Annotated in this window: 32 protein-coding genes; 6 read left to right on the top strand and 26 right to left on the bottom strand. The window is 53.8% G+C overall.

Annotation, left to right across the window (positions count from 1 at the left end):
* Window positions 1-200: 200 nt before the first annotated feature.
* The 26 genes from ACQ9LF_RS06330 to ACQ9LF_RS06205 form a co-directional block, all read right to left on the bottom strand.
* Window positions 201-1,709 (bottom strand): AAA family ATPase, encoded by a 1,509-nt coding sequence (locus ACQ9LF_RS06330; protein WP_462488537.1) that lies wholly within the window; start codon window positions 1,707-1,709, stop codon window positions 201-203.
* A 516-nt stretch (window positions 1,710-2,225) separates the two neighbouring features.
* Window positions 2,226-2,456 (bottom strand): hypothetical protein, encoded by a 231-nt coding sequence (locus tag ACQ9LF_RS06325; protein WP_462488536.1) that lies wholly within the window; start codon window positions 2,454-2,456, stop codon window positions 2,226-2,228.
* On the bottom strand, window positions 2,453-3,067 hold the full coding sequence (locus ACQ9LF_RS06320; RefSeq protein WP_462488535.1) for a hypothetical protein: 615 nt from the start codon (window positions 3,065-3,067) through the stop codon (window positions 2,453-2,455). The genes ACQ9LF_RS06325 and ACQ9LF_RS06320 overlap by 4 nt, the downstream gene beginning before the upstream one ends.
* Window positions 3,067-5,214: a hypothetical protein gene (locus ACQ9LF_RS06315; RefSeq protein WP_462488534.1), complete on the bottom strand. Its 2,148-nt coding sequence runs from the start codon at window positions 5,212-5,214 to the stop codon at window positions 3,067-3,069. The genes ACQ9LF_RS06320 and ACQ9LF_RS06315 overlap by 1 nt, the downstream gene beginning before the upstream one ends.
* Complete coding sequence (locus ACQ9LF_RS06310; protein WP_462488533.1) at window positions 5,211-5,603, bottom strand: hypothetical protein; 393 nt, start codon at window positions 5,601-5,603, stop codon at window positions 5,211-5,213. The genes ACQ9LF_RS06315 and ACQ9LF_RS06310 overlap by 4 nt, the downstream gene beginning before the upstream one ends.
* Window positions 5,603-7,036, bottom strand: a complete 1,434-nt coding sequence (locus ACQ9LF_RS06305) for a phage tail tape measure protein (protein WP_462488532.1) — start codon at window positions 7,034-7,036, stop codon at window positions 5,603-5,605. Before ACQ9LF_RS06305 ends, ACQ9LF_RS06310 begins: the two co-directional genes overlap by 1 nt.
* A gap of 18 nt (window positions 7,037-7,054) precedes the next feature.
* Complete coding sequence (locus ACQ9LF_RS06300) at window positions 7,055-7,969, bottom strand: hypothetical protein (protein ID WP_462488531.1); 915 nt, start codon at window positions 7,967-7,969, stop codon at window positions 7,055-7,057.
* A 23-nt stretch (window positions 7,970-7,992) separates the two neighbouring features.
* Window positions 7,993-8,898: a hypothetical protein gene (locus ACQ9LF_RS06295; RefSeq protein WP_462488530.1), complete on the bottom strand. Its 906-nt coding sequence runs from the start codon at window positions 8,896-8,898 to the stop codon at window positions 7,993-7,995.
* Window positions 8,895-9,533 (bottom strand): hypothetical protein, encoded by a 639-nt coding sequence (locus ACQ9LF_RS06290; RefSeq protein ID WP_462488529.1) that lies wholly within the window; start codon window positions 9,531-9,533, stop codon window positions 8,895-8,897. The genes ACQ9LF_RS06295 and ACQ9LF_RS06290 overlap by 4 nt, the downstream gene beginning before the upstream one ends.
* Window positions 9,530-10,138: a hypothetical protein gene (locus tag ACQ9LF_RS06285; RefSeq protein WP_462488528.1), complete on the bottom strand. Its 609-nt coding sequence runs from the start codon at window positions 10,136-10,138 to the stop codon at window positions 9,530-9,532. The genes ACQ9LF_RS06290 and ACQ9LF_RS06285 overlap by 4 nt, the downstream gene beginning before the upstream one ends.
* 2 nt (window positions 10,139-10,140) lie before the next feature.
* The gene (locus tag ACQ9LF_RS06280) at window positions 10,141-10,377 is read right to left on the bottom strand and encodes a hypothetical protein (RefSeq protein WP_462488527.1); all 237 of its coding nucleotides are present in this window, start codon (window positions 10,375-10,377) and stop codon (window positions 10,141-10,143) included.
* 18 nt (window positions 10,378-10,395) lie between these two features.
* Window positions 10,396-10,980 carry a glycosyltransferase family 2 protein gene (locus ACQ9LF_RS06275; RefSeq protein ID WP_462488526.1) on the bottom strand — a complete coding sequence of 195 codons (585 nt, stop codon included), beginning with the start codon at window positions 10,978-10,980 and terminating at the stop codon, window positions 10,396-10,398.
* 52 nt (window positions 10,981-11,032) lie between these two features.
* Window positions 11,033-11,491, bottom strand: a complete 459-nt coding sequence (locus ACQ9LF_RS06270) for a hypothetical protein (protein WP_462488525.1) — start codon at window positions 11,489-11,491, stop codon at window positions 11,033-11,035.
* A 34-nt stretch (window positions 11,492-11,525) separates the two neighbouring features.
* Window positions 11,526-12,917 carry a phage major capsid protein gene (locus ACQ9LF_RS06265; RefSeq protein WP_462488524.1) on the bottom strand — a complete coding sequence of 464 codons (1,392 nt, stop codon included), beginning with the start codon at window positions 12,915-12,917 and terminating at the stop codon, window positions 11,526-11,528.
* Window positions 12,918-12,929: 12 nt separating this feature from the next.
* Window positions 12,930-13,649, bottom strand: coding sequence for an HK97 family phage prohead protease (locus ACQ9LF_RS06260; RefSeq protein WP_462488523.1), 720 nt, complete (start codon window positions 13,647-13,649; stop codon window positions 12,930-12,932).
* Window positions 13,642-14,397 (bottom strand): phage minor head protein, encoded by a 756-nt coding sequence (locus ACQ9LF_RS06255; protein ID WP_462488522.1) that lies wholly within the window; start codon window positions 14,395-14,397, stop codon window positions 13,642-13,644. The genes ACQ9LF_RS06260 and ACQ9LF_RS06255 overlap by 8 nt, the downstream gene beginning before the upstream one ends.
* Window positions 14,394-16,004 carry a phage portal protein gene (locus tag ACQ9LF_RS06250; protein ID WP_462488521.1) on the bottom strand — a complete coding sequence of 537 codons (1,611 nt, stop codon included), beginning with the start codon at window positions 16,002-16,004 and terminating at the stop codon, window positions 14,394-14,396. Before ACQ9LF_RS06250 ends, ACQ9LF_RS06255 begins: the two co-directional genes overlap by 4 nt.
* Entirely contained in the window at window positions 15,988-17,274 is a 1,287-nt protein-coding gene (locus tag ACQ9LF_RS06245) for a terminase large subunit domain-containing protein (protein ID WP_462488520.1), read from the bottom strand. Before ACQ9LF_RS06245 ends, ACQ9LF_RS06250 begins: the two co-directional genes overlap by 17 nt.
* Window positions 17,271-17,852, bottom strand: coding sequence for a phage protein Gp27 family protein (locus tag ACQ9LF_RS06240; protein WP_462488519.1), 582 nt, complete (start codon window positions 17,850-17,852; stop codon window positions 17,271-17,273). Before ACQ9LF_RS06240 ends, ACQ9LF_RS06245 begins: the two co-directional genes overlap by 4 nt.
* Before the next feature lie 7 nt (window positions 17,853-17,859).
* Entirely contained in the window at window positions 17,860-18,183 is a 324-nt protein-coding gene (locus ACQ9LF_RS06235) for a hypothetical protein (RefSeq protein ID WP_462488518.1), read from the bottom strand.
* Window positions 18,183-18,566, bottom strand: a complete 384-nt coding sequence (locus ACQ9LF_RS06230; protein WP_462488517.1) for a hypothetical protein — start codon at window positions 18,564-18,566, stop codon at window positions 18,183-18,185. Before ACQ9LF_RS06230 ends, ACQ9LF_RS06235 begins: the two co-directional genes overlap by 1 nt.
* Window positions 18,547-18,846, bottom strand: coding sequence for a hypothetical protein (locus ACQ9LF_RS06225; protein WP_462488516.1), 300 nt, complete (start codon window positions 18,844-18,846; stop codon window positions 18,547-18,549). Before ACQ9LF_RS06225 ends, ACQ9LF_RS06230 begins: the two co-directional genes overlap by 20 nt.
* A 3-nt stretch (window positions 18,847-18,849) precedes the next feature.
* Window positions 18,850-19,500 carry a hypothetical protein gene (locus tag ACQ9LF_RS06220; RefSeq protein WP_462488515.1) on the bottom strand — a complete coding sequence of 217 codons (651 nt, stop codon included), beginning with the start codon at window positions 19,498-19,500 and terminating at the stop codon, window positions 18,850-18,852.
* Window positions 19,501-19,734: 234 nt separating this feature from the next.
* Window positions 19,735-19,881, bottom strand: coding sequence for a hypothetical protein (locus tag ACQ9LF_RS06215; RefSeq protein WP_462488514.1), 147 nt, complete (start codon window positions 19,879-19,881; stop codon window positions 19,735-19,737).
* Between the two features lie 9 nt (window positions 19,882-19,890).
* Complete coding sequence (locus ACQ9LF_RS06210; protein ID WP_462488513.1) at window positions 19,891-20,403, bottom strand: hypothetical protein; 513 nt, start codon at window positions 20,401-20,403, stop codon at window positions 19,891-19,893.
* A 195-nt stretch (window positions 20,404-20,598) separates the two neighbouring features.
* On the bottom strand, window positions 20,599-20,955 hold the full coding sequence (locus tag ACQ9LF_RS06205; RefSeq protein ID WP_462488512.1) for a hypothetical protein: 357 nt from the start codon (window positions 20,953-20,955) through the stop codon (window positions 20,599-20,601).
* A gap of 152 nt (window positions 20,956-21,107) precedes the next feature.
* On the opposite strand from ACQ9LF_RS06205, the gene ACQ9LF_RS06200 reads away from it, so the two are divergent.
* The 6 genes from ACQ9LF_RS06200 (at window position 21,108) to ACQ9LF_RS06175 (ending at window position 24,794) form a co-directional block, all read left to right on the top strand.
* Window positions 21,108-21,314 (top strand): hypothetical protein, encoded by a 207-nt coding sequence (locus tag ACQ9LF_RS06200; RefSeq protein WP_462488511.1) that lies wholly within the window; start codon window positions 21,108-21,110, stop codon window positions 21,312-21,314.
* Window positions 21,315-21,833: 519 nt separating this feature from the next.
* The gene (locus ACQ9LF_RS06195) at window positions 21,834-23,492 is read left to right on the top strand and encodes a hypothetical protein (RefSeq protein ID WP_462488510.1); all 1,659 of its coding nucleotides are present in this window, start codon (window positions 21,834-21,836) and stop codon (window positions 23,490-23,492) included.
* Between the two features lie 8 nt (window positions 23,493-23,500).
* On the top strand, window positions 23,501-23,965 hold the full coding sequence (locus ACQ9LF_RS06190; protein WP_462488509.1) for a hypothetical protein: 465 nt from the start codon (window positions 23,501-23,503) through the stop codon (window positions 23,963-23,965).
* A gap of 47 nt (window positions 23,966-24,012) precedes the next feature.
* On the top strand, window positions 24,013-24,213 hold the full coding sequence (locus ACQ9LF_RS06185) for a hypothetical protein (RefSeq protein WP_462488508.1): 201 nt from the start codon (window positions 24,013-24,015) through the stop codon (window positions 24,211-24,213).
* Between the two features lie 2 nt (window positions 24,214-24,215).
* The gene (locus ACQ9LF_RS06180) at window positions 24,216-24,413 is read left to right on the top strand and encodes a hypothetical protein (RefSeq protein WP_462488507.1); all 198 of its coding nucleotides are present in this window, start codon (window positions 24,216-24,218) and stop codon (window positions 24,411-24,413) included.
* A 30-nt stretch (window positions 24,414-24,443) separates the two neighbouring features.
* A complete protein-coding gene (locus ACQ9LF_RS06175) occupies window positions 24,444-24,794 on the top strand; it encodes a hypothetical protein (protein ID WP_462488506.1) in 351 nt (116 codons plus the stop codon).
* Window positions 24,795-24,934: the final 140 nt, after the last annotated feature.

The raw sequence follows: 24,934 nt of genomic DNA, 5'->3' as shown, positions 1-24,934 counted from the left end.
GCATTTTTGAGCGAATAATGCGAAGATGTCAACTACCCCTTGGCTACCTTCGCGTTTTTGAGCAAAATAATACGAAGATGTCAAATCATAATTATTATACCCTTATTATTATTAAAATAATGCGAAGATGGCCAAAAACACACTCCCGGGAGGGGTGGCCATCTTCGACATAACCTGTGAAAAAGGTGCAATAAAAACGTTTACCCCCCAACGATTGCATCATCTGTTGCCATCGACCAGACAAAACCACCGTTAAAACCTACCTTTCTTGCCTCAATCCTGAGTTTCGATTTAGCACGATGCAGGGTCTTGGCTGAAATCCCTTCAGCCTCGGCGGCGTCGAGAATCTCTCTGGCCATCTTGGGCGGCTGGTTTTCGAGCTGGGCACGCAGCCAGTCGGCGGCGATATCGACGGCGCTTTTACTGTCGTCCTCGTCGGCCTTGTGTTTGCCCGCCAGCACGCTGTCGGCCCCGAAGGCCACCGGCTCGGTATCGAAGGCCACAGCCCCATTGACAATCCGGTAGCGCAGGCCGGCGGTGTCGGCGTAGTTGCACTTGACCGGCAGCAGCAGCCGGCTGGCGTTGCCGATGGCGTCCTCGTCCCGCATGACCAGCCAGACGGCCCGGGCCACGGCGGTAAAGGCCGTCGCTCCGCTGATGCGGTGGACGCTGGCCAGGTCGGGCTTTTTATTCAGGTGCAGGATGCCCACCATCGCCACGCCCCGACGCTCGGCCAGTTCGCTCAGCGGCGCCAGCGTGCGTCGGACGGCGGCGTTGTCGTTGGGGTCGCAATGGCCCAGGAAGCCCGCCAGCGAGTCAAAGAACATCAGCCGGCAGTTGGGGTGGGCCTCGAGGAAATCGTCCAGCAGGCTCAGCCGTGAGCTGATATCGAACGGTGCCGGCGTGCCATCGGCCAGCGTCAGGCCGTCCAGCACAAACACCCGCGACAGGTCCGCCCCGCAGGCCTCCAGCCGCGGACGCAGGGCATACGAAACGCTCTCCTCATCCGACAGAATGGCGACTTCCATCGGGGCACAGGGATTGCCGCGGTCGGGCCAGGAATAACCCTGCGAAGCCACCGCCGCCATATAGCACATCAGGAAGCTCTTGCCGTGGCCCTGGATGCCGGCGATCAGCGACAGCATCCCCAGCGGGAACCGCCCCGGCCACAGCCAGTCGATCGGCAGGCTGGTGTACTCCGACACCGGCCGCATCGAGAGGATTTCGCCAGGCCCGATGAGGCTGCGATAGCGGGCCGTGATGTCGCGAAACTGCGTTTCCATATCCAGCAGCACCCCCGGCAGTGACCCCAGCGCCGCAGAGTTGGCCAGCGTGGTGCCGAACTCGGCCATCTGCCGCAGCAGATACTTGTCGCGGACGATGCGGGCGTAGTAGGCGGCGTTGGCGGCGGTGGGCACGGCCTCGGCCAGCTTGACTAAGTAATCCACGCCGCCGATGGCCTTGAGGGCCTTGTGCTGCTTGAGGCCGTCGGCAATGAGCACCAGGTCCCAGGCTTGATTGCGTCCGGCCAGCTCCATGAGAATGCGGTACAAAGTCTGATGCTCGGGGCGGGTGAACGCCTCCGCAGCCGGCAGGATGTCGCGGACGGCCTTGGTGACCGAGCGGTCCAGCAGTATCGAACCAAGGACACCGCCTTCGGCCGCGATGTCCTGCAGATGGGGTGAGGTGATGACTGTGTTTTGCAGCATGTTGAAGCTCCTTTCATTTTAAGAATATAAGAACACAAGAACGTAAGAACTCAAGAATGTGGAATCCTCCTGGCGCAACTGTAAAGCGAAGGGGGATATGAGAAATTGCGGACATGGGTGGGAATCGCTGGGGAAGGGTGGGAGAAGGCGGTTTTTGGTGGTGAAATCGGGGATTTTGAGGCTGTCAGCGGGATCATAGCCAGACGGGGAAAGTTAAGAAATTTCGTGTCATTGGCGATTTTGCGCACGCCATTTAAGAAATTTCGGCCAATAGCTGAAATCGGTTTAAAATACAGCGGAATGGCTGTTTGAATGCGGTTTAATGTTTTTTTAAACCGGCCGGATACGGACAATTTTTGCGGACATCGGACATCATTCGGACATGTGATACCGGATAGATTATATCTGCCTATTATTGGGTGCGCATAAAATCTCCGACACAGTTTGCTTGATTTTTTTAAGTTAAGGCACTGTGTGTCGGTCATCCAAACACTCGCCGGTCGATTGGGCCGGGACTTATTCGTCAATTTTTATGCAAAGAGCATTATCATTATGTTTATATAAATCATTAGGATTTATATAGGAAATAGACTTTGCCCCAATGTCCGCTTTGTGGTCCTTTGAGACAGCTACTGTTTTTGCTCTGAATTTCTGATAGCATTCCCGGCATGGAGTATAATCGCCAATGGCGCAGAATGGAGCACGATCAGGATGGTCCGGGCAGTGGTATTTTAGTCGGATTGTCATAGGCTGCTCCTTAATGGCAGTGAGGCACCGGAACCGATTAAGGATGATTGAATGACGGCGCCTAAACGCCCTGGAATCGAAGAGTTCCAAACCTGGTCCAGACGGCTGGGTAATATCCATCGCCGCATATCGCTGCGGCTGCGAACGGATAAGATCAGTTCGCCTGAGACAGGATTATAAGACTCTTTTTTGAGCCCATCTGGAGCGGCTGGCGCAATATGAATGGCCGCAGTAACCTGGCCGGGAGTCAGGCTGCTGATATTGCCGAGAGCATCAAATAACTGAAACGCGGCCAGCCAGTCGCCGCAGTCGGCAACCTCGATGTCGCGGGAGATGACTACGCCACCCAGGCCCCATGCAAAACGACCCCAGGGCAGCAGGCCAAAACCCTGGGCTCCGAGGGCCAATGCCCTGCCCCAGGCAAATCGACCCCAGGGGGCCAATCCAAATCCGTAAATGCCGGAGTTTGCCGGATACAGATTAATCCATTCGTTTGTATATGGTGTATCCCATTTAATCGGGCCAGATCCACTATTGGCATAAAGTCGGGCTCGGTCGCCAGGGAGGATGCCTGAAGGGACAACAAAGGTTAGACTCAATCGAGCAGGCATCAGACGACCTCCGCTAGTCTCAAATCACGCGTGATGATTTGCTGGGTTTGCTGGACCGGCAGATAAACAATCTGAATAATTTCAGGATAAGTGGTTCTACCTGAGTTTGTTTGAGCAAAAGACAGTGTCCGGCCAGACAATCCCGCGATGCCGTCGCCTAGGGCAAAGGTTGGTGTACCAGACCCGTCGCCGGCCCAGAGCCGGTCTAACGTAAACCGGCCGTTAATACTGGCATCTTCATTGGCTACACGAATCGCGTCGATGTGATGATGCAACTTCTCGCTTTCGTCGGTGTTCCATGCTGGAAGCCCCGTGCCGTAAAAGCGCGACTGCGGAGTGCGATGGGAAAAGGTATATCGGTCTGTCATCGAGAAGATGGATGCCTGGTAAAAAGGCGAACCAGATCCACTGCTTGGCCTGCTGACTTTAAGAAGTCGATTATCCATCGCGACGGTTGCGGTAACACGGCATCGGGTCTTCCATCCTCCGGCTTTGAAGCTGCGGCTGTTGATTTTGTCATCGGCCAAGCTGGAGTAATAATTCAGTTCTTTGCCTGTCAAGTCACCATCAGCGATAACACCTTTGTTATTGTCCGTCAATTCGGCAAGGTTTGGATTGGTAATGCGAATGCCGCATTCGCCGGGGAGATTTTCCAGCGTCACCGGCAGGACCTGCCATGTCGATCCGCCATCGAAGGAAAATTCGACCACGATTCCGAGACTATTGACGGAATCTTTGTCGAAAGTCAGACATCGGTCGAAATGTCTGGAAAACGGGCCATAAAGCCGGGAGCCGGTGGCGGACTTGATATATTCAGAGGGAATTACTTTTGAAAAATCAAATACTTCGCCCCGATCATAGATTCCGCCCGAATAGCGACCGGTTTCATTCAATGCCCATTTTCGGCCCAGATCCCGCGAAAAATGACTTCCGCGAGTATGGTAATATTTAAAATAGTCATACTGATTCGGATCGGGCTCGTAAGCCAGATCGGCATCGGTCTTAAACAGATTGGCATACCCGTCGACGGAGTCCAGCATAAAGTCGGAGTCTTTCCAGGCAGGTACCAACTCGACAGTAAACTCGAATCGCTGAATGTCTCCAAGGCCCCATGGGTTATTGATAATGCCAGCGATGTCACGAGCAAAGTTTGCCTCTCGCAGCATCTTGGCCCCCGAAGCAACAGCAATATCGATGCGGTCGTTTACGTCGGGAGCATGCAGTGTATGCAGGATTGTCGGCTGAGCAGCCGATCGAACAGCACTGGCGGCGGTACCTGGCTTAAAAAAAATCCACTGCACAGCTGTTTCACTATAGTCCTCTCGCCATGTCCAACCGATATTACGGCATATTTTGGCAATCAGGCAGACTAAATCCATCCCTTCACCGCTGAAGCTGTTGATAACCTGATCCCAATCGGAGTGATCCAGACCGATGCAATCCGCTCGGAGAATTGGAAACAGAGCACTGGCCCGGTTAATATATGGGGTTAAAAGATAGCTAAGCATGTCGCGGCAAGTCCAGTATTCGGCGGTGGGGCCTTCCTTAAAAATAGGCATCGTCAGAGGTTTATAGGCTGTGGTTAGATCGCCTTGGAATATCAAGTCGACGGGATCCTTGTCAGGCTTGCCGTCGGCATTGAAAATTAATGGCCGGCCTGAGAAGAATGTGCCGGCATTGGCGGAAATTTGATCCACAGATCTGGCAAACTGACCGAATACGGGGCTGGTCGCAGCAACCAGCCACCGAAAGTCACGACATTCCACGGCAACTTCTTCTGCGGCGGGACTGTTGGCCGTGCTGCCTGTAAATGAAGGACGATACCCTGTGGCAAATCCCCAAAACAAGATCGAACGAGCACCATAGCCCTGGACTGGTTGGCCATTGGGACGTACGGGTTGATCGGTACGGATACGGACCTGCCATCCAAATCCAATGGGTAGCGGATCATTCCATCGAATGCCGGGAAATTGAATCAAGGCAGAACTTGGCTTATCGGCCAGATTGATCTCGATGCGATGAACGGAGGCATTCCATTGTGGCTGCCAAGCACCAACACCACCCAAGGCATCACAATAGCGAGCCTCAACCACCAGCGGCTGAGCAATACGGAGCATGGATTGTGAATCATAAGCCAGGTCGGTCATAGCATACTCCTGAAATAGGCAATAAAGCGACAGACACAAAAACCTTCAGAAGTATATTTAAATAGTTTTCCATCTGAGTCAATCAGCTGAAATTTATCAAAAACGACATCATAATAGATCTCATCCTGGTAGCTGTAGGTCTGTTCTGGATAGAATTGATATTGCTCGATAGTCTCAATTTGCTGAACTAAAGCATTACGTGCAGCTCGATAGCTGGTGCCGTAAGCTCGCAGAACGCCGGTGACGATCAGCGGCCAGCCTCGCGAGCCCATCATCATACCGGTGACGCCGTGGGCACCAGCAAAGCCGGTGTATTGATTATTCGGCTCCCGAGGCTGGAAGCTGACATTGATCTCGTTTCCAAAAATGGCGGTCAGATTAATGGCCATTAGATATCATCCGGCTTGATGCGCGGGCCTGGTTCGGCTGGAGCGCGATAATAGTTGACGTTATTGTTATTATTGATGATATTCTGCACGACTTCCGTTGGATACCCAGCTTTGTTTCCAATTCTTTGAATAGACTCTGCTAGTTCCACTGAGCCAAATGGAATATTTGTTAATAAATCAAGGGCCTTTTTCTGAGCCCAAATACCATATTCGCTGGCCCCACTCTGTCGTGCGGCCAATTCACTTTTTAATTTTAATTCAATTAATCTTAAAGCTTCTGGATCATTGGCTCTTTGATTTGCCAGTTGAATGTTCAATAAGCGAATATTTTCCTCTCGCCGGGCAGTTTCGTCTTTGTCCATCAATCCCTGAATAGATTGTCCGGTCAGGTCGATGTCGCTGCGATCCGCAGCGGTGACGGCGGACATTGTGGACATCATCGCCGCCGGATTGCGCAGCATCGACAGCATAATCGATGCCCCCTCTCGCCCGGCAATCCGCTCGGCTGCAGCTAAATCCAGCGTGCCGGACTGATAGGCGTCAGCCAGAGTCTGGATTTTCTGCTGAAAGCTCATGCCTTCAGTGACCCCATATTTTGCCAGAAGCTTGGCTGATTCAGGGGTTCCTTTGCCCTGAAGTCCCAAAAATGTTGCACGAAGACCTGTGGTGGCGATAGCCGGGCTGGCTGTTTGCGTGGTAACATAGGACCATAAGCCAGCAGCCTCGGCACCGGACAGTCCTCCGGACATGCCAATGGGCAGGAACTGAGGCATATAATTGGCCACATCGGCTCCAGTGCCACCGGCGGCCTCAATGGTTTTGGCCAGGACATTCTGGACGCGATTCATGTCGGTTGAACCGGTCTGCTTGGCATAGAGTGTAAACATGTTGATCAGTGTGTCCAGCGGGAAGGACGGATCGGTGCGGCCCATTTGAAGGGCTTCTCGCATGATGGCGGACTGCTGGGCATTTGTCAGATTGCCGGCGTTGCTCCGCAGATTATAATAGGCGCCGGCGACTTCTTCGAATGGACGGCGGCCAAATTCCGCCAGGGCCTGAACTTCGGCTCGCAGCTCGGGCCGCTGTGTATAATAGTCACCCATGAGCTGAAGACGAAGGATGCTATTCTGCTGGCTTTCCGCAATACGAGCATTTTCCTCCATGGCCTGGCTTTGTAACTGAATCGCACGAGTGACTTCATTGATAATTTTCTGGATTCCCAGCAGGCTCATGGTCCACTTGGCAATGGATGCAATCAGTCCGTCGGTTTTGGCTTTGCTGCTTTCCGAGGAAGCATCCATCGCCGCATTGGCCTGTGCACTCTTTTTGGTCTGCTCCGTCAGCTCTTTAATGGCTGCGGTCAGTTTCTGAAGGTCGGTTTCTGCCTCCTTGGCACCAGGCAGATTAACTGGGATGTTGATGTCATTTGGCATGATTCGGTTATTAAAGGGTTATTCATTAGTAATCGTGATCAACTTATTGTCGCCGTTGAGAGTCAGCGGCGTGGTCGTAGAATTGCCGATTATAAAGTTTAGTGTGTCGGCGTTATATCGACCATCGCCGGTTGGGTTTTGAGTCAGGGCGCCAAATATGACACCAGCGACAGTGATAACCTTATTGGTGGCACCCTCGGAGCTTTTGACGGTTAACCGAAGGGACTTGCGCCCGGCGGCAATCAGGCGGCTGGCCAGCATAGCCGACGCGTTGATGCTGTGATCCTGGGTGACCAGCGTCCCGTTGATAATCATGCCCGCCTCCGGCAAAGCATCGACGGCGGTATAACCCAGATCGGCGTCATTGCAGGCCTTAACCAGCTGCATGGCGATGTCGAGGTTAAATGATAGGATGTGACCGATGGTAATAGGTGTGCCTGCCGGGTCGAAGACCGCCTCAGTGACTCGCCAACCGCCTCGTGCAGCAGCGACGTAGGTTGGGGCAGCCTGGGCATCGGTAATGGTCCAAACATCGGTCCATGTGGTATTTGCGGAATCAAAACGGCACTCATAGCTGCAGCCTGCCCGCAGGTATTGCCCTTGAGACTGTGAGAGGCTCGCCCGGTAAACAACCGGATTATTCAGGGTGTGTTTGATATAGCTGGTAGCAGCTGCAGCGCCGGACTTGCGTTCATAAAAGACATCTGTGCCGACTGTGCCGGTCAGCAAATCGATAACATGAACCCAGTCCTCGGTGACCATGGAGCCGCGAACAAATTGAGTATCCCGGTCGATGACTGGAACCTGCAGACCGTCGGGGGCCGATCGGATGGAATTTTCATAACCAGCAGCGATAGTGGCACTGACCTGGCCGCCTGTAGCAATGCCATTGATGGTTCTGGCCAGAAGTAAGAGTGTTCGGTTATTGGACATCTTAATACTCCGTTAAATGCAGTTTAATGATTACGGAGCCAGTTGGCTTGGAACTGGAACTCCAGGGCATATTCCTTAATCGTGTCGAAGGTTTCGACGGCACCTACAAAATAAAACTCATCGCAGTCAAACCCGGCACCAGGGTGGACGCAGTCAAAGGCATCAAAAATCAGCTCGGCCATCGTAGACACGCCCACAACAGTGTCCGACCCGCGACGGGCCAGGCCAGGGGTTGCGTGGTGGCTGCCAAATACAATCTGCAGGGCGATCTGGCGATTGCACTCATAGCCCCCTTCGCGCGTAGGGGCACCGAGAGTGGCCTTGACCAAGGCCATTGGTGCAAGACCCTCCAAAGAGGCCAACGAATAATCCGAAGGCTGGACAGCGCGGACCGTTTTGAACAGCGACAGGGATGCCAGAATTCCGACGGCCCAGTTTTCGATCTGGGTTAAAAAACACAAATTTGCGGAAGTAACAAAGACTTTAATAATGGAGGACCAAGGAGAAAATTGTCCCTCATCAATAGCAATGGCGGCAAACTCATAAAGATAACCGGCGATCAAGTATTGACTGATTATGCCCGAACCACTTCGGGAGTTACCCGCCGTCCAGGTATTGGTCCCGGCCAGACGATAATACAGGCGAATTGTACCCGTACCTATGACAGTTGCGGTCACAGTACCGCTGCCGGTATCGATAACAGAAAGCGTCGGCGCATCGGGTATCTCGCCGCCGCCAGAAGTAACCGAAATACTGCTAGTCAGAGTGTACGTACCGGCCTGAACCTCGACCACATCTCCTGCAGCCAATGGTGTCGGAGCTGAGGCCGATAACGCACCCAAGGCCGTCATAATATCCGTCGGTGTTGCTGGATTGACTGCTTCAGCCATTGTCGCGGTGCCTATTGGCGTTACATAGTACGTGGTCATTCTTTAATTGATCCTATGATCGTTTCAAGTTCTTCCTGGATTATTTGGGTCATGTCTGATACCGACTCCAATACTCCTTTGGCCAGGACGCCGGTACCTTTGATGGTGACGGATTCCTTCATCACAAACAGCGGAACAAAGCGGGCGGTCTTGCGGGTCTTGGATCTGATGCGCGACTGGTTGCCGGCGCCGTCCATGATACCAAAGAGTAGCTTTCCGGATTTTGTTTTTAGGAAAAAACCGCCCGGCACAGACCTCGGCGAATCATATCTGGCGACGCCGGCTTTGGTCAGGTTCTGTCCGATGGGGATAGCCAGATATTTACCCTGTGTGGGGACGATGGTTTTGATTTCATCGCCCAAAAGCCAGGCATAAGCATTGACGGCAGACTGATCTTGGATACCGACCATGGCCTGGTATTTGGCAATTCGCCAGCCGGTCAGTGCTCGAGCCAGACTGCCCGTGCGGCGGCGGAGTGATTGGCCAGACAGGTGCCGGCGTGCAGTTTGAGCAGCAGCGTGATGAACAGCCCGATGCAGGCCATGCTCCAGCGCGAGGCCAAAATTATCGCCCATAGATATCATTGCCTCGACAGTGCGATGGGTCGATTGCGGGATTTCCAGCATCACCTTCACAGCATAATCCTCCGGTAACCATTGTTAAGGATGTCCTTGACGACAGGCAATAGATCGATGTCAGCAAATTTGGCATAGCTGCCGCCGGGGAACGATCCGCCCGAAAGACCAAGATCATCCCGCCGCTTATATAACAGGCAGGTTTGCAGGATAGCTGCTTCTTTGAGGTCGGCGGGGATGGCAGTCTCGCCGATACCAGGTGTCTGATCTGCAGCGGTATAACCGCCGCGATAAACAACCTCGATGGAATCGGGAGGACAGGCCGGCCAGTCCCCCCAGCAGCGATACAGGCATCCCTTGCGGCCGGCATTGACCAGGCGGTAGTCGGTGTCGGCGACCAGGGCTGGGGCCATGGTGTAGTCGTAATCCAGAGCCTCCTTGACAGAGATGATGGTGACGATGGGATAATACAGGACCTGCAGCCAGGGACCGGCTCCGGTGTAATACTCAGTTACTGGGGTGGCCGGAACGATGAATTTGCGGCTGCAGAAGGACTCGAAGATCGATGTGACTGATCTAATAATCGTGGTCAGCATTGCGTCCCGATCTGCGTCTGGATTCGTCAGACTTAGTCTGCTTTTGATGTCGGCAAGGGTGCAGAGCATGGTTATTTCGTTTCCGACCCCAAGGTCTGCTTGTTGCTGGGTGTTTCAGTTTGTTTGATTTTGCGCGGCGGGCGGTTAATCTGAGCGGGGTTTTTGACCACTTCGAAATCAAAACTCTTTCGCTGACCAGCCAGCTCATCCTGAATCAGGCTGATTTGTGATTTTGTAAGTTCGTAGATGTGCCCTCCCAGCAATAGACCTTGCTGACCTCGATAAGTGGACAAGACTTTAATTAACATGGTTTGGGTTCCTTTCAATTATATGGGTAAGGTTTTATGATGGATACAGCGGACAGATGGGTCGAAAACGGCCCGGAATCCGGCTTTGTTGGCTCTTTTGAAAAAATAAACATCTTCGCCCAGCAGGCGGCCATCTTTACGTTCGACGAATTTGAACCATGGCCAGCCGATGGACTCAAACACAATGCGTTCAACCAGCAGACATCCTGCACCGCCGGCGTCGGCAATAAATCGATCCGTGGTGCTGGGCAGGGACTCACGTAGGTGATAAGTGCCGTCGCAGTTATCCAGGACGGCCCACTTGATTCCCGACGGCATGGCCAGACGATAAACTCCGCTGGCGATGGGAGCACGGCAATCGATCAATTTTTCCATCGCATCCAGCGGCGGCTCGGTGTCGGAGTCGATAAACATCAGGTGGGTGTATTGGGGATTTTCCAAAAACATTCGCACGGCATTGTTTCTATTATAGTCGATCGGCCTTGCGGACAGATAAATCCGAATGGCACGATGTCTGGCGGCGATAGCATAGACGGCTGCTTCGACGGCGGGTACGATGTCACGGTCATAACAGATAACGATGAGGATGTTTGGTTTATTCATGGCTTTTAAAAATCCGCCCGCCCGGAGACGGGCGGATTTTTAATTTAAGGGTTTAGACGCTGATCAGTTCCTTAAGACCGCATGCGGCGGCGGTAATCGGCAAATTTCCCTCGGGGATACCGATGGCGATAGCCGCAAAGTTTGCACCGGTGGTACCATCCCCGGCCAGCGGTGAATTGATTTCCAAGTACCGCTTGCGGGTTGCGGCGCGATCCACAAACCAGCCGACGATCTTATTATCATCGGTTGCGCTGATAACGGCGGACAGGTCTGATCCAGGGATTTTGGTATAGGTACCATTGGTGGTATCGCACTCTTCCAGATAAGGTGGAGTTGCCACGTTTGTTGATCCGATAGCAATGTCCGTTGTTCCGACGATACCTAAGACCAGTACGGCAGCCATGCCGGCGGTGTCGAAATAGGTATTGCCGGTTAGATTGCCGTTGTCTTTGAGTTGAGGAGGAACCAATACGCCATATTTAAGGTGTTTTAAAACGGTTTTAATGTCCATTTTTTTATACTCCATAAAAGTGAATTTGCAGCGATTAGCTGGCGTCAGTGTACAGGGCAATGATCGGGCCTTCCTTGGACGTGTCGCCGACGCCGTGGGCATTGATTGCAATGCGTTCCCGTACGCGGGCAGCAATGAGACCCTGATCGAAGAAACGGTGTTCAGACTGCGCGAATTCCATTGCACCTCGCACGCCAAACTGGCAACCCAGCCGTAGATTGCCAAGAGTGCAGCAGTGTTGACTGTTGGCCTCGACCTTTGGCATGACCTGGGTGAATTCGACCGGGTAGCCGAGCATGAGCTTTTGCCGCTGGGCTGAGCCGAGGATGACTTCCTGGGCATGCCCGGTACCGGCGGCCAGTGCTGCGCGGACAAATACCGTGTAGTAGAAGTATTTGTGCATGTATGCCTTCGCGTCTTCATTGTCGGCATAGTCTGGCAACAGACCCGCCATCTTTTCAAAGTCGCCAAAGGTCAGCTCGCTATAGGCGTTGCCGGAGCCCACGACGATAGACTTGATGTTGCTGATCGTCGCATCCACAGCACGCATGGCGCCGGCGATGCCCCGATAGCCGAAGTAAGTCGAGCTTCCATCGCCAAGAAATCCGCATAGGTCTTCATAATACGCACAAGACCGGGCGGCCAGATCGCCATACAATTCGCCCATGGCGACGGCGCTGTCTTCGTCCAGCTCCATCGAATAGGCAAACAGCCCTGTCAGGGCCTTGGGGATCAGGTTGACGGCACCGACGGTAGGATCAGAGATACTGGGAGCAGTGCCTTCGCCGGGGACGTACATCGGTATCAGCGTGTCCAGCTTGGGCGTTAACGTTGATCCAGAACCCATCGGGACGTTGGCAGCATTGGCACGGAATTTACCATATTGCTCCAGCAGCATAATCAGACCTGGAGCCATTTCCGTGGTGACCAGCAGTGATCCGGTTGCCTGACCAGTGGTTGTGGAGGCCTTTTCGACATCGATTCGAGCACCGGTCTTTTCTTCCACCGGAATCAACTCAATGCCTGTTTTTTCAATCGCCTTCATAATGCGGGCATGCTTGCGCGAGATTTCGGGGTAATTCAATCCGGCAGTCATAGAGGCAGCCATAATCTGTAACCCGATGAGACGGGCTTCGGCTGCAGATTTGAGTCGCCCGCGATAGGGTGCACCGCCAGTACCGCCCAGGTCTTTGTCACGCAGACAGCGGATTTGATTTTTGAGGGTCTCGGCGACTGCCTTAGTCTCGGCCAGTTCATTGCGGACCGCTGTCAGCGATTGTTCCAGAGCGGCCTTATCATCCGTGACCCTCTGGTTGATTTCATTGACCAGCTCATCTTTGGTAGCCAGTCCTCTGCGGAGATCGTCCAGCCCTTTCTGAATTGTCTGGATGGTCTCCTTTTCCTGTTGTGTTAATTCCATTGGCATCGTTTTTTTTCCTTAAATTTGATTGGTAAACAATTTTGCAATTTCATGCAACACGTTTCCGGACTTAGGCTCACAGGCGGGCTGGTTTTCAGGGGCTGCCGGAGGCTCCTGCTCAATCCCGCGAGGGATGATTATATCTTTAATCTGGTCGAGCTGTTCAACCAGTTCCGATCTTAATTGTTCAATTTCCAACTTTAGATTTTCAATTGCCTTGAATGTCTGGCTATCGTTTTCCATGTCAAGGTCTTTGATTTTACTCAGGGCCGAACGGTTTGATCCGACTGGAACGCAGGAAATTTCAAACAATTCAATCTTAGTGATTACATGGATGCGGACCTGGTTTCTAACTTCCTCTTGGGCATCGAGAATGCGAAAGCCGATGGAGACGGCCCGCATGTGACGGTCTTTATAAAGCTTCCAGTAAGTCTCCCCGAGGTCGGTGGTTGCAAAGGTCAGGTCCATCTCAGAGCGTTTACCGGACTGCTTGAATGTTTCCGTATTCCAGCTTCCGACCACAGGCGGCATACCATCGGCCAGGCGATGCTGGTGGCAGGCCAGACAAACGGGATTATCGGCAAAGGACTTGATGGCTTCGGCCATTGCCTGAGCAGTGACAATGTCATAATCGCGGTCGACCTCTTCGGCGGAGACGACAAAGCGGATCGAGCGTGTTTCTTCGTTGATGGCGGTCGTTTCGTTGGATGTATAGGCGATTTTGTGTTTTTCACGCATGAGATACCTCATTTAGCAGGGGTTCAATTTCAGCATAAGTTAGTACTTTGACCTGGTCATAATCGGTCAGGGTCCAGGTCTTGCCATGGGCAGCGACGGGCACCAGGGCACAGCGGCAGTTGGCGATCTCGCCGACGTCAGTTGAATTGGGATCTCCTGGGTACATCAGTTTAACACCGCCGATATCGAAGGGATGATTAATGGGGATGCCGTCGGCATATTTGTAATCTGCATTTTTGTGCGTCGGGCGGACGGCTGAGTCCTGAGCGGACAGCCATCCTTTAAGCTGGACTCCAGCGTCACTCAGGCCAGCCTGTCTTCCGGCAGAGACGCCTCCGGCGGTCTGTGTGCGGGCAATCAGGCCGGCACGTCCGGTAGCCGCTGATGATGTATCAATGACTTGATCAATGCGACGTTTGAGCTGCGGGAGACCTTCGCCAGCTTCCAGCCCAGCAACAAGCTGACGGGCGATACGATTCTGAGTTGTTTTGTTCACTAAGGTGATTTTATGTGAGCTGACCGCGATGGCATTGCGAACCGTCGGTGACAGACGCAGACGCCGGACGGCGTCGGCCAAGGGCTTCCCACCGATTCCGGCAACTTCCGACAGGCTCTGGGCAATGCCCAGGTCGGAGGCTTTGCCAAAAAAGACTTTATGTAAAACAATCAGCTTTTTGTTTTCCTCGCTGATGTCAAACATAATACGAGCGATCAGATCGTCGGCCTTAATGATGTCGGAGCCTTTCATAGCGATGATTCGCTCCAGACGGGCCAGGATATCGGATTTCTGACGGCGGAAGTAACTTCGCAATGCCGACTTATATTGGGTCTCGATCGGGGCAAAGCTGGCGGCATATTTGGCCCAAATGCGGGAGCGGAGGTTTTTTTCATTTTCGATTTTCGATTTTCGATTTCATGTTGGTCACAATCACAGGGGATTGCTTTTCCGTTTTCGTCTTCGTCTTCGTCGGTGGTGCCTTCGTGGATGACCGGGCCGGTCAGGGCGTCGGGGCCTGCGTCGAGCGTCCATTGGGCGGGGACCTGGCCCATCGGGACCCACCAGTGCTCGCCCCATGGCATCTTGGAGGTGTCATAGGGCAGGTCGTTGGCGTCGATGATCTGATTGAGCGGGACGCCCTTTTCGACCAGGGGCAGCAGCTTGGTCAGCATGTCCCGCATCATCTCCTGGATGGCCGGGTGGCTGTCGGTGTCAAACCAGCAGAAAAACTTCATGCCGCTGCGCAGGGCCTGTGACTTTTTGGCGCGGTAGGCCGGGCGGCATTTGAGCGCCAGATTGCCGCAGGCAAAGCGGCTGGCCGCAAAGGCGGCGGTCTTGTTTAAATGGGATTTAAACCGGAATTTGCTGACGATGCCGTCGTCGATGGCGTCGGCCATGGCCGCCAGCAGCGGCGCGATGCAGTACAGGATGAAGCGCTGGGTGGCCGGGCCGTGGGCGTACTGGGCCTCGGCATTGAGGCCGACGATTTCCTGCGGGACGCCGAACAGGGCGCAGATGGTGTTGGCGTTGTAGCGCGACAGGTCGACCATCTGCAGGTCGGCCATGGTCTGGGTGAATGTCTTGATGTCGTCGATGCCGTTGGCGACAAAGGCCTCGCCGGCGTTGGCCGCCCCGCCGTGGCTGGCCTTGAACTGGCTTTTGAGCTTGCGGACGTCTTCGTCGTCGAGCTTGACGCCGGGCAGCGGCTTGAGGATCATGCCGATGCGGGCTCCGTTGGCCAGGCTGGCCTCATTGAACTGCGAGGCCTGATAGGCCGTCGAGATGGCTAATTGGCCGGCAGTCTGCGGGCCCATGCCGCGAAAGGCGTCGTAGGGATTAAAGTTGCGGAGGGCAAAGACGTCTTCGGGATCGAGGGTGACGGTCTTGCCGGCGGACAGGCGGACGCGGTAGGCGACCAGCTCGCCGGTGGCCCGGGAGACGACCGGCTCGACGGAGTTGGGGCCGGCGACGGTGATGGTTTTGGGGGCGATGCCGTCGGAGGCGGTGGTGATCCAGTAGGCCTCGCGACAGAGGGTGTAAAAGCCCAGCGTGTCGCGGAAGATATTGGCGAAGGTGCGGCTGTAGAGAAAATCGGCCACAGGGCCGGACTCGATGACCTCATCGTCGTCGGTGCTGATGAGCATCGGGATGGATTTGCAGGTATCGAGAATCAGGTTGACACAGATCCAGACCCAGTCGACCTGGCTGTAGGGCTGGCCGGGGCGGCCTTTGCCTTTGCCGGTGATCAGGTCCAGTCCCGCATCCCACAGGCGGGCGATCTGCGACAGCCGCACGGTATAGTCTTTGGTAGCCAGGTCCGAGGCAATTAACGATTTGAGATTAGTCCATAGCTTCAAATGCGTCGGCTCCGGTAAGGGTGATCAGTTCTGGTTTGATGCCGCCTAAGTGGGTGGCCATCAGCGCCAGCGACAGGGCCCAGAAGCGGTCGGCGTGGCCGTCCTTGGTGCGCTCGGCGTCAAAGCGGATGTTGCCGGCGGCGGTGACGACTTTTTTGACGCTGTGCAGATCGTTGCGGATTTTGGTGTCCACGGGGATGCGGACGCGGTGATCTTCAAACAGCTTGCGGGTGCGGGTGGCCAGGTCGCTTTTGACGGTGTTGGAAAAGGTGACGGCCTCGACGGAGGCGCTGCCGTATTTTTTCTGCAGGTCTTCGGTGATCGGGCCGCCCATGCCGGTATAGTCCACGCAGGCCCGGACGGGCCGAAGGTGGCTAAACAGGGCCAGCAGGAAGTCCCGCTGCTCGGGGAACGGGGTCTTTTCCAGGCAGGTCACGCAGCGGGTGATATACACATCGCCAAGCTGCTGGACGACCCAGACGACGGTCAGGTCGCGTTTGCGGCCGATGTCGACGCCGACATAGTAGTCCCCGCCCAGCTCCGTCGGCAGCACGGTCGAGGCCTGGTCGGATTCGCAGGCGGCGATCAGGTCGTAGGTTAAAAAGGCGGTCGCTTCGTCGAGGAACTGGCATTCGTATTCCTGGGCCCAGGCCTCGTCATCATCCAGGCCGGTGCGGAGCTCGGTGATGTCCACCGGCAGGCCCTCGTCGACGGCCTTGTAGATGTCGGTGAAGTGCTTGCTGTAGCCGTTGGCCCCGGACCAGAGGGAGTAGAACTTGTTGGACTTGCCCATCGGGGTCGAGACGACGCGGAGCTTGTAGCCGCGCGTGATCGTGCCGTACAGCGCCGTCCAGATCTTGTCGCTGTCTTTGTGGATGGCGAATTCGTCGAGGATGACGTTGGCCGAAAAGCCGCGTGCGGTGTCGGGGTTGGCCGGAAGGCCCATGATGCGGGCGCCGTTATTCAAAACGATCTGCAGCAGCTTGTATTCGTTGTCGTCGACTTTGTACACATCCTCGTCGATGGCGCTGGCGGCAACCTGATAGGCCCGGCAGTGCATCTGGGCCTTTTCGATGAGCTCTTTGGACTGGCGCTCGCCGCGCGAAAGCATGACCCAGGTCTGACCGGTGGCAGCGGCATCGTCGGCGGCTTCCAGCGAGACGCCGAAGGACTTGCCCGTCTGACGGGCCTGCAGGCCGATCTTGAAGCGGCTGCGGTCGGACAGCCAGCGAAGCTGGTAGGGATAAAGCTGGACGGCTGGCTGGGTCATTGGGTAATCCCGTAGATCTGTTCGCGGATCATCTTGAGCGTTTCCGGATCGATGTTTTTCTTTTTGACGATGGCCTCGACCTTGTCGGCGGCGGCGGCGGTTTTTTCGGCGAGCTGCTGACGGCTGTATTTGTCGGCGGTGATGGCGGCGCCGGCGGTGTCTTTGATGGCCCGGCTGACCAGGGCCAGCTCCTTGGGCGAGAGGTCCTCGGCGACGGCCATATCCAGGGCCTGGGCGGCGATCATCTCGGCGGCGGCCTTCTGGGTGGCGGTGGCGTTTTCGGCGGTGACATCGGCCAGGACCTGCTTGGCTAAGCCGGTGGCGGTGCGCATTCGCTCGAAGACCTGCAGACTCTTGGCCCAGCGGCCAAAGGCTGACAGGCTGACGGGGTGGCCCTTTTCGACGCAGTAGTAGACGATATCCTGATAGCGCGGCTTGCCGCGACGGACGGTGTCGGCTTCAGGCGTGTCGGCCCAGGGGAAATCCTCGGGCCAGAAGCCGTCGACGACCATCTGTGTAATCGTCTCACGCAGGTCGGCGGGCAGAGTATCAATTGAGCTGTGAGTGCGTCGTGTCATTTTCGATTTAGATTTCCATGGCCGGGTCGATCATGGTCTGCTCGGCGATTTCTTTGCCGGCGGCTGTCAGGACGATATAGTCCTGTTCGACTTTGCCGGCGGGCTTCATGGGATTGCTGGACAGAACGACATAGCCTTTGTCTTTGAGATAAAACACATCCTTGACAAACAGGGCTTTTTCGTAGGTCGGCTCGATACCGACGACGGCACGATAGAGCGTGCCGACCAGGACCTTGGTCGGATAAAACATGTTCAATGCCATCATGACATTGCGGCGCAACTGGCGGATCAGGATAGACTGGGCAGTGAGGCTGGGTTTGGGTTCGGACATTAGTCACCTCGCTTGGTAATTGCCGCAAGGATGCGGGCAAGGGTGTCGGGGAGCTGCTGCTGGAGGGCCTTGATCTCGGCCATCTCTTTGATCTGCTGTTCGGCCAGCCGACGCGAATAGCCGACTTCCCGCACCCAGTCTTCTTTGCTGACCATGGTGCGGTCGCAGTCCTGCTTGCAGGCGGCCATGCGGTCTTTGATGGTGGCGACTTCTTTGTCGATGGCCTTTTTGTCCTCGTCTTGTTTTTTGGCCGTCGAGTTGACGCCGTCCTTGAGCGTCTGCATGGAAAACCAGATCGCCGCCGAGCAGATGCCCGAGGCGATGCCGACGACGGTGGCGATGATCGGCCAGATTTCGGAGAAATTAATGACTGCCAGACTCATTGGGACCCCTTGTATTTTGAGATTCGAGTTGTTTGACGATGCTTTCCTTGATGACTTTGTACATGCCGCTGGCGACGGTGCCCATCAGGATTCCGCTAAACAGCGGGTCGGCAAGGTGGTAATACCAGGCCCCGAGGATGCCCATGATGCAGCTTGCCAGCGGGTACACGTTGGAGTATTGATTAATCCACGGATACCGCTTGGCAAGCTGGATCAGGGCGGTGATCACGAAAATCACCTTGATCATGTCGAAGGAAAAGTTAAACAGGACCTGGTTCACGGGCTACACCTGATTGGCGGTTGTTTTGGATGGAGATGACGAGGTGATCACCGCCGGTGTCGCATCGGCCCGCAGCTCATAGACAATCTGGCTGGTGGTTCCGGACTGAGCATTGGATTGGGCCTGTTTGAACACGGTCAGGGCATCCTGATAGCTGGCCGATTCCAGATACTGCTTGAGCGTTTCGTTGGCGGTGACCACTTCCTTCAGGGCTTTGGCTTTGTCTCTCAACTGCTGGAGCCAGCCGGCGGCCTTGAGGGCTGCGCCGCCGCTAAACAAGCCTGCAATGCCGATCCCCAGCTCCAGCCATCCGTCGGCGGCCTTAGAGACATCCTCGATTGTGGGGCGTTCTGATGCGTCTTTCTGGGCCTGTTCGGCGGTGGTTTTATAGTCGGTGATGACCGGGTCTTTGGGCAGGCCGGTATAGGCCAGCATGGTGCCGGTGCCGGTGACGAGCTTTTCGGCAGCCTGGGACTTGGGCTCAGTGCCCTGGGCGTTGACTGTCTGGGCGGTCATATACGTGTCATAACTGATCTGCTTTTGCGCCTCGGAGGGGGCGTAACGGAGGGTGTCGCAGCCGGCCAGAGGCAGGCAGAACAGGGCCGCAAGCAGGGTCCATAGGGTGATGACAACGGCGATCTTAAAGCGTTTCATAAGGCATCCTTTCCGCCGGATTACCCGGCTGTCAATCCATTGTCGGAAGGGCCTTGAAACGAAAAAAGGCCCGTCAACCGAGTATCTGCTCAGCTAACGGGCCGTCATTGACGATCCCGGGAACCGCTCGAATTTTGGATGTGGAGCGGTTCGAAATTTAATTGTCAAACGTTATATTTATCGACTTTAAAAGGCAAAGTCAATAAATAATTTTCAAATTTCAATTTTCTTTTTTTAATTTTTTGGGCGGGTGTTTCGTTCGATTTTTTCCAGCAGGCCAACGATGTGATCCAGGCGCAGGACCCATCGCAAAATGGCGACGATGGCCAGGACGGCGGCGATGACAACAATCAGTGCGATAATCGGATAAAAAATTTCCATGATGATCTCCTAACCCAGTCGTTTGATGGTTTGTGCGACGGCGAAGACGGCGGCCAGGGCGATGAAGGCGATGCCGCAGCCCAGAAAATAGCGGCTGCCGGGGTCGGCCTTGGCTTTGGGGGCTGGTCTGGCTTCGGCGGATAGCGGCGGCGTGACAGGCAGCGGCGCCGGAGCGGGCGGCACGACCGCCGGAGGCGGCGTAACGGGAACGGGCCGAACCGGCATCTGCGGCGGAGCCGGCAACGGCGCGGGTTTTGGGGCTGCGGCGGCGATCTGCTCGGCGGTCGGCGGGGTTGCATCCAGGACGATCAGGCCCAGGGTGCGGTGGTTTTTGAGGCGGACAAAGCCGGTGTCGTGATCGGCGAAGTAATACCAGACTTCGCCGGCGGCGACGGTTTTGATTTCTTTGGGCTGGCCCAGGGTTTGACGGACCTGGGCGGCGGGCAGATTGGGGGTGATTTGGGACCAGTCAACCTGGGCGGCTGCGACGGCGGCGGTCAGAATAAATCCTGCTAAAAACATCCGTAAAGCTCCTGAAAAAATGTTAAAAATCCGTTTGCAAATACACTACCGGACCGTATAATTTCTGTCAAGCGTTATGCGACACAAACGAACCACATCGGGGAAACCGCAGAACGTAAATAGAAGTAGCTTAATGGGTTGCAGCAATGGATTCAAAGTTATATTCCAATGAAGCCAACCGGATCAACCAGCAAATCATGCAGATTTTGGAGACTTGCCCGCTTTCTTTCCGGGAAGCGCTGCTGCGGGAGCTGAGGCAGAAGCAATTACTGCTTGTGCATCGGCAGCGTCAGCGGCAACGCTTTTACGGAATTCGTCCAGAAGCTGCTGTTCTTTAGCATTTAACAGCTCATAACGCACAGACATGGTTTCACCCTTAGCCACTGCGACGGCCTGTTCACGCTGTTCGGCGGTCAGCATATCCAGTGCGGCTATACCGGCCGACAAGGCGGTTTTAATATCCCACATATTGCCGTAATATTTGCCCCGAGACCACACCGCAGGGTACAGCAGGTACTCAATTCGTCCTTTTTTAGGTTCTTCTTTTTTCATTATAATGAAAATTTTACAACATTTTTTGAAATACGCAAGTGTTTGTCTTCTATGTATTTACAAAAACTTAAGTGGCCTATTGTGTTATAAAATGCTCACAAGTGTACACAAATGTCTTGCAAATGCCGATAAACAGTTGTAGATTGGAGATCATGATGACACGGAAAAAACCAGTAAGCAATTTGAGGTTCAACGCCAGCCGCGACGGCGACAGACAGGTTGTCGGGTGGGTCACGACCCTGGCAAAACATCTGCGTCGCAAGCCGCAGGAGATGGCACGGATTGCACTGGAAGACGGGTGTCTGAAGATCGCCATGGAAAATAATATCGATCTGGTATCTGCTCAGCCAGCGGGCTGAGATATTGGGGTCGGCGGAGTGGATGCCGCCGACCCACTTTTAAAATTTGTCAAAGAACATATGTATTATATACCACTTAAAACCCGGAACCGAGAGCAAATTCGGGCACAATATCTCAGACGTCTGAGATGGGCTGGGTTTGTGGCTATAAGCCTGTGTCTTTTTTGGGTTGCGTCCGTTGCCCCACGGCCGCTTTTTCTCCGAGCAGAGACGCTGCAGTTGGCGGCAGCGTCTCTTCCTTCGCATTTATCTGCCCCATCAGTTTCTCTGAGTTGTGCTCCTTCTGCTTTGACGGCGGAGGCCGGATCGGGTTCGGCCTTCGCCGCTTATTTTGGGAATGAGGCGGTGACAATCCTGGCGGACTATTACTGCCCGGCTGACATAGATCCAGATGGTAACCAGAACTGGAAAACGAATGTGCGATGGTGGGCCCGAAAATTAAGTATTGGTGAATAACTGTTCGACTTGATGCCTTGGACTTAATTGTGACTTATTCACCAGAAGTATAAAGGAACAGAGATGAAAAGGAATAGTGTGCATTTATTCTTGATGCTGGGAATTGAACTTCTGATATATGTTGGGGTTTGCTGTGGGTATTTAAATCGTGATTTGATTTGCGTTGAGCAATCGAATTTCTGCCAAGCCATGACGAATCAGGTGCGAGGAATTAATATATGGACACCAGTAGGTGATAAGTCGTCGGATTGGATGTTCTTTGAATTGTCTGTGCACAACAAGACTGCCGATGGTGTGGATTGCTATGATAATCCGCATGCATATTTTGCTCAATGTGCGCCGGGCGTATATATTGTGCCTTTGGTGAGTTCTTCAGGTCTTTCGTTTCCCAATGGCAATTGGTCATCGGGACTGGCATCAAATGGCTGGCGATATATCAGTAATTATACAATTACCAATCGGAACATGAGACTTACTGTTCCTACAGGAACTACGCGACTTTATATGAACGCATTGAGTGGTTCGACTTTTGGTACGATGAATATCACGGTTATTAGCGGATCGGCAGACCTTATAAAGACCCAGTGGAACTTGAATTCTTCTACTGGAACAGACTTTACTGGCAAACGTGAATTTATTCCTGTTTCACAGCGGCCAAACTACTTCACTTGGGATTTGATTGCTACGAATTGTGGCGGTGCGGTATTAGATTTTATTGGTAATGGCGGAACACCGGATGCGATTAACTGTGCTGGATTTATTTGTGTAATGGATGGAGGCAGCCCCAATTCAGCAAACCCGTTTGATGGTGTATTCATTCCCAGCACACTCTATGAAATTACGCCATATAAACCGGGAGGACAGGGGCAAATTGCTGAAGGGCCAATATCGTTAAAGTTTTCTTCTGGGCGATCTACTGCCTTTTGGTGGGGCCTTGGTCATTGGGCTACGTCAGATGCTGCAGCGGATCCAGATGACACGCTGATCAATGAAGTCGAGTCATTGTACTATGAAACCGATGCTGGAATATGGGTAAACTGGACAACGGTTAACACGGCAGACACGTGGGTTCGAGCTAAGGCGAAATCGTTTAGCCGTGTTCTCCAGGGAGATATGCAGACTGATGTTGTGGATGACAATACATTGTCTTCGGCCACGAGATTTACTTTTGGTACTTATAGTGGCACCTATCTGTTCACAGCTTCGGGAATGTCGGTTATACTCGACCATCAGTTCAATTCTGCGGCAGCATCGAACGGGTTACAATTAGCTGGGAGTATTGGAGGATATGGTGGACAGTGGTCTATCGCTAAATCCCAGGTGAGGCAAATACGCGTGGTGCCGGCGATGAAATCCACAGAGATTTATGTTGCGGACAAAGGGGCGTATACAAACCAAGAAACTGTTCTGACAAAGCAAGGTGGTATAGGCCTGATTTATGGCAACCGTGGAACAGCACTCTTTACTGGCGAGACTGTATTCTTAACGAGCGGTGGTGCGATTATCAGCGGCTCGCCTTCGCTGATGTTCGTTGAAAGGTCTATTACATCAACGTCTACGCCTAATGAATTCATGAAAATATATATGCCGATTATGTCCTCTGGTTCCGATGTCCCATTGTCAGCCGGGGACAGGCTTTTGGGCCGGCATACACGGACATGGACGGTTCCCTGTGGTATAGAAGTCCCAAATAATACAGTCAAAATAATTTTTTCTAATTAGGAGACTTTATGGAAAAATTTCTTGCCATCTTATTTGTGGCTCTCACTATTACTGCTTTAACGGCAGGCTTCCCTACGACATTGCATATCCATAACGCTATTGGTCCTGCGGCGATGGCTGCCGAGGCTGGCGACGGTAATTATGATTATATTTGCAGTGTTCCCAAGGGGGCTTATAGCCATCTCTATCGCTATGCCATACATATTGACAGCGGCACGGTATGGAATCCGACGATGGCGGCCTGGTCAGCATCCACAGCGTGGGCAGATGGGATGATGGAATTGACCTATGTCGACCGGCTGGCTGGATACCCAGACGATATTGGATTTGGAGGAGATCGCGGCGGCAAAATTCTATTATATTATTTCGATGTGACGACCGGGCCGGAGGTCGAGCCGCTCAAACGCGTGCAGGTGACCTGGGATAAGCACGGCAAGACCATCGAGCGGAACAGCCTGAAGGAATTGAATTAATAGCAAGTGTACAAGAAGACAAGAATATAGGAATACAAGGGGTAACGATGAGCACGATGCGAAGTATGGCCAGGGATATGAAGCGGGCCCAGGGAACATTCAAGGGCGCAGGCCGCCTGAAGGGACATCATAATCATTGTCAGCTTAACCGCCGGCGGTCTGAACATGATAAGCTGCATCAGGTTGGGATCACCGACATGCTGGCGTCGATGCTGAGCCATTTTATCTTTCGGCAGAAAAAGGCATAACGATGGGATTGCGTATCTTACAGGTTCGGCTAGTCAAGCAGCTTGGCGAGTATCGCTGGCAGATGACCCAGTCATGCCCCAAGTGCTGGGCCCGGCATTCGCTGCCGGCGGGATTCATCGACAAAGACGACCCGGACAAGTATCTGGGAAACCGGACGCTGCCCTGCGGGATGCTGGCGCATCTGGAAAAGAAAGATTGACGAGTGACGATTGCAGGTTAGGGATTGACGATGAAGGAAAAATTTGAACAGTGGGCGATTGTGGAACTTTTCGGACACCAGCGGATTGCCGGGAAAGTGACCAATCAGGAACTTGGCGGCGAGACGTTTATCCGGGTTGATGTTCCCGAAACGTCGGCGTCGGCTTCTTATACCAAGATGTACGGCAAGGGTGCGATATATGCGATTACGCTGGTTGACGAACTGACGGCCAAGGCGGCTGCCGAGTGCATGCAGCCGGTGCCGTTTAATACTTACAGTATCGTGGATCTGATTAAAAACAATCCGGCGATGCTGGAATCTGCTAACGAAGACGTCGAGGATGCAGCAGCGATCCCCGATGATTCGGACATTGGCTTCTGAAACTCTATTTTAAGGCGCAGGGTCCTGCAGGATCTGCAGGTCGTGCAGGACCGATTTTAAAGCTCTTTTAAAATTGTAAATTGTAAATTGACAATTGAAAATGAAATCGCCTGTCCAGGCCAATGATACGGGCGGGGATA

This window comes from Anaeroglomus insulsum (assembly GCF_050689095.1).
GTDB lineage: Bacteria > Planctomycetota > Phycisphaerae > Sedimentisphaerales > Anaerohalosphaeraceae > Anaeroglomus > Anaeroglomus insulsum.
Note: the sequence above shows the minus strand (reverse complement) of the source record. Positions and strands in the feature narration are given on the sequence as shown.